This is a genomic window from Actinosynnema sp. NPDC023658, from assembly GCF_040639995.1.
Classification (GTDB): domain Bacteria; phylum Actinomycetota; class Actinomycetes; order Mycobacteriales; family Pseudonocardiaceae; genus Actinosynnema.
In genome coordinates, this window is record NZ_JBFAAX010000526.1 from 1 (window position 1) to 4,149 (window position 4,149).

At 68.5% G+C, this 4,149-nt stretch carries 3 protein-coding genes and 1 pseudogene; all 4 read right to left on the minus strand.

What is annotated here, in order from left to right; translation table 11 throughout:
* A pseudogene (locus AB0G02_RS30400) lies at nucleotides 1–272 on the minus strand (monooxygenase); the annotation flags it as partial.
* A 52-nt stretch (nucleotides 273–324) separates the two neighbouring features.
* Nucleotides 325–1,134 carry a TauD/TfdA family dioxygenase gene (locus AB0G02_RS30405; protein WP_360800740.1) on the minus strand — a complete coding sequence of 270 codons (810 nt, stop codon included), beginning with the start codon at nucleotides 1,132–1,134 and terminating at the stop codon, nucleotides 325–327.
* A 12-nt stretch (nucleotides 1,135–1,146) separates the two neighbouring features.
* The gene (locus tag AB0G02_RS30410; protein WP_360800743.1) at nucleotides 1,147–2,139 is read right to left on the minus strand and encodes an isocyanide synthase family protein; all 993 of its coding nucleotides are present in this window, start codon (nucleotides 2,137–2,139) and stop codon (nucleotides 1,147–1,149) included.
* A 338-nt stretch (nucleotides 2,140–2,477) separates the two neighbouring features.
* Nucleotides 2,478–4,073: an FAD-binding oxidoreductase gene (locus AB0G02_RS30415; protein WP_360800746.1), complete on the minus strand. Its 1,596-nt coding sequence runs from the start codon at nucleotides 4,071–4,073 to the stop codon at nucleotides 2,478–2,480.
* Between the last annotated feature and the right edge of the window lie 76 nt (nucleotides 4,074–4,149).

Consider the following 4,149-nt stretch of genomic DNA (forward strand, 5'->3'; position numbering starts at 1 on the left):
GGCAGCGCCGCCTGGAACGAGGGGCCGTCGGGCACCTCGACCGACAGGCGCATCGACGGGTTCTCGAACTGGGCGCCGACCCAGTGGTCGACGCCGAGCACCTCCTCCCGGGTCCGGGTCGAGCCGAGCCGCGTGACGAGGTTCGGCGGTGGTCCGCCGCGCAGGTCCTCGGGCGTGCGCGCCGAGTACAGCGTGGCGTCGATGCCGAGCTGGCGCAGCCGAAGCGCCAGGTGCAGGCCGGATATGCCGGCTCCGATGATGCCGATGCTCATTGGTCAGCTCCGCTGTGCCGGACGGGTTCCCCTGGCGCGAGACCGCCCGGCCTCAGATGACCTCGACCCGCTGGAGGTGGCGCTTGGTCGGACCGCTGAACGCGTTGCGCCCGTGGATGAGCGAGAAGTTGTCCGCGATCACGATGTCGCCCGCCTTCCAGTCGTGGTCGTAGCAGTACTCCGGGCGGTGCACGAGTTCCGCGAGCGTGGTCAGGAACCGGTCCACCTCGGCCTCGTCGATGCCCTGCACCTGCACGTACACCGGGTTCTTGTACTTCTCCGGCGCCAGCGGCTCGGCGAACCGCAGCACGGGCAGGCCGGTGGCGGGGTGCTGGGAGACGAGCTTCTCGGTGACCTCGCCGCCGTAGTGCACGACCTTGTCGGTGGAGTAGGTCATGCTGATCCGGCTCCACAGCTCGCGCAGCTCGTCGCCGGCGTCGCGGTAGACCCGCGTGGTGTCGGAGAAGACCGTCTCGCCGCCCGCGCCCGGTGTGGCGTCGAGGCACTGGAAGAAGAAGTAGCGCGGGTCGGCCTCGACGAAGGCGCCGTCCCAGTGGAACGGCACGTCGCCGCTGCCGAACAGGTAGTTCTTCGGGTTGTCCTGCACGACCAGGTCGATGACCTCGCCCGCCTCCCACTCCAGGACCTCGCCCCAGCGGCGGCAGTAGTCGGCGAACTCCTCCTTGCCGAGCAGTTCGAACCCGCGCAGCACCAGCACCCGGGACTCCTCGGTCCAGCGCATCAGCGACTCGACCGGGATGTCCTCGATCCGGGCGCCGCCCGAGGCCTCCACCACCCGGCCGAACGGTCGCAGGGGGGAGTGCCGCAATTGGTTGGTCGACTGGGACACCGAATTCGTCATGGGATCGCCTTCCTACGATTTGATGGCCGGTTCGGGACCGACGAAGTGGCTCGGCCGCCCGTTGCGCCAGACGACGGAGGCGTCGAGCTTCTCCGCGTCCCACCTCTTGACCAGGGAGATCTTCGTGCCGTCGTCCAGCACCACCCCGTGCCACGGGGTCAGCCACGCGTCGTGGCTCCGCAGCAGCCGGACACCGATCTTCTCGGAATGCGGTAGTTGGGGGTGGATGGATAATCGGACCGCCTGCGGGAACCGCTCGGCCACCACCCGGCTCCACGCATTGCTCCGGCTGATGGTCTGGTAGGCGCGCTCCTTGGACTCCTTGCGCAGCGCGGTCCGCGAGACCCGGTCGCCCTGCACGCCGACCGCGTCCTCGAACATGAACCGGTGTATCCCGTTGAACAACCGGCGGGACGCGTTGTCGGTGCGCACGTTCTGCTTCAGCTCCTCGATCGACGGCGCGTAGTCGAGTTCGAGCAGCTGCCGCAACTTCGGGTAGTCCGCACCGCCGAAGGCGTCGTCCAACCCGTACAGCTCCAATGACGACCAGTTCGCCGTCTCGATCATCTCCGCGAGCCGCACCCGGTACTCGGTGACCACCTCGTCGGTCACCCCGACGACGTCGCCGAACACGTGGCCGTCCGAGCAGATCGTGATCTTCGCGCCCGGCGGGTGGAAGTGGCCGATGTAGTCGCACAGCGTCTGCAGGAAGCCCAGCGCGACGTACTCACCCAGGTCCGGGAGGGTGCCCAGCACCTTGCTCGGGTTGGGCGACTTCGCCGGGAACGCGGGCAGGACCAGGTGGATCGGTTGCGACCGGCGGATGAAGTGGTCCAGCTTGGCGCGGTGCGCCTCCAGGCACGCCGGGCAGGGCTCGGGTCCGCACACCTCGTCCCCGGTATTCGTGGCGGGCGCTTTCTCGACTCGCTGGAAGTGGTACAGCAGTTTGACGATCTTCTCCGAGACCTCGGAGGGAGAAGTGGGCCCCCTGGACCATCCGCTCAATTTCCACCTCGCATGGGATCACCCCAGTACCTGGAAACGGCCGCGATGGGCACAACGATGTCTGCTCGACCTGTTGCACCTCGTTGCCGCCGTCGTCGGATTCGGCTGTACGACACGCCGCGAAGAATTCTTCGGCGCTGTCCGGTCGAGCGGCCGACACTTCGACACCCCATCGTCGACCGCTCGCGCCTCGGTTCTGTTCCACCGGGCAGTTCATCGACAGGCAACGTCAAACTTACACGGTCGACGAGCCCCCGCAACGGCTGAACAATTAGTTTTACCGACCGGTAGTGATACAGGATGGTTTATCGAACGCGGATCGCCGGCCGGGGGCCGGCTCAACCCCGCGGCGGTTCCACGGACTGCCCGTGCCGGAAGAAGTTCCGGGGGTCCCAGTCGTGTTTGACCTGTTGCAGACGCGGGTAGTTCTCCTTGTAGTACAGGTCGTGCCACGGTACGCCGGAAGTGTTGAACCGGTCATCGCTCAAGTCGATGTCCGGGTAGTTGACGTACGCCCCGTCGGTGACTTCATTGGGAACCGGGACGCCGCCGGTGTCGGCGTACACCTCACCATAGGACTCCCTGGCCCAGGCGATGTGCTTGTCGTCGTCGGCCGGGTCGTTCCAGAACGCCTGCCAGAGCAGCTTGAACGCGGCGCCCCGGTGCGCGGACGCGGTGGCCGTCGGCTCGACCGCGCCGATCCGGCCGCCGTAGGAGGTCAGCAGCACGCTGACGTTCGGGTTGGCGATGTCGTCGCGGGTGAGGTGCCGGTGCAGGGCCGCCAACTGGCGTTCGGGGAAGCCCGCGCGCATGTAGGCCGACTTGTACTCGGCGCGCAACGTCGGGTCGTTGAGCGTGCTGTTGGTGGTGCCCAGCAGCCTGATGGCCTGCAACCACGGCAGTCGCCGTGCGGCGGCGAACCGCGGCATCGGCGGCAGTTCCCCCATCGGCACGGTGAGCGCGCCCGTGGCCACCGAGACGCCGTCGTTGATCCGCCGCAGGTAGTCCTCCAGCATCCCCTCCGCGTCCGGCGCCGAGGCGTCGACCAGGGTGATCATGCCGATCTGACCGGCCGACCGGTGGGTGAGCACCAGTTGGCTGATCAGCGCCCGGTTGGGGTTGTCCGGGCCGATGTTCTCGACGTGCCAGTCGGCGTAGTTGCGGGCCAGCGCGGCGAACTCCCCGGCGGTCAGCTCGGCCCAGGGCCAGCTGACCGCGCTGACTAAGAGCTCGGCCGGTGGTTGCGGCAACAGGCCGCGCGGGTCGCGGCCCTTCGCGCCCGGCGAGCGGAACCAGTACCGGGTGGCGACGCCGAAGTTCCCGCCGCCACCGCCGGTGTGGGCCCACCACAGCTCCCGGTTCGGGTCGTCCTCGCGCCGCGTGGCCACCACGGCGTGCGCTCTGCCGTCGGCGTCGACCACGACGACCTCGACCGCGTAGAGGTGGTCCACGACCAGGCCGTGCAGGCGGCACAGCGGTCCCCACGCGCCGCCGCTGACGTGGCCGCCCATGGTGACCGAGTAGCAGAACCCCGCCGGCACCGCGACGCCCCACTCCGGGTACGTGGTCTGGTAGGTCCGCAGGGTGGTGGCCCCGGAGCCCACGGCGATGGCGTTGAACCGGGGGTCGTAGTGGACGTCGTCGAGGTTCGAGGTGTCGAGCACGACCTGCACCTCGGGGTTGAACACGAAGTCCTCGTAGCAGTGGCCGCTCGACCGCACGCTGAGCCGTTTTCCCGCGTCCACGGCCTCCTGCACGATCGCGACCACCTGCTCGGTCGAGGTCGCGATGCGCACCGACTCGGGCGTGGCGACGTAGCGCTGGTTGAGCCCGCTGACCAGGTCGGCGTACTGCCGGTCGGCCGCGGTGATCGCGACGGTCCTGGCGTGCGGGCGCTCGGTGGTGCCGATGACGCCGTTCTCGTTGGTGGACATGGTCGTCCTCGCCTCCAAAGGGGTCGATCGCTGCAATGGGGTGGAGAAACGACTCCCCGCGACCGTTCGACGGCCG

What these genes read in the sequence shown, in the direction of transcription:
- AB0G02_RS30405 (WP_360800740.1), bottom strand. Translation starts at nt 1,134, where the DNA reads ATGACGAATTCGGTGTCCCAGTCGACCAACCAATTGCGGCACTCCCCC.
- AB0G02_RS30415 (WP_360800746.1), bottom strand. Translation starts at nt 4,073, where the DNA reads ATGTCCACCAACGAGAACGGCGTCATCGGCACCACCGAGCGCCCGCAC.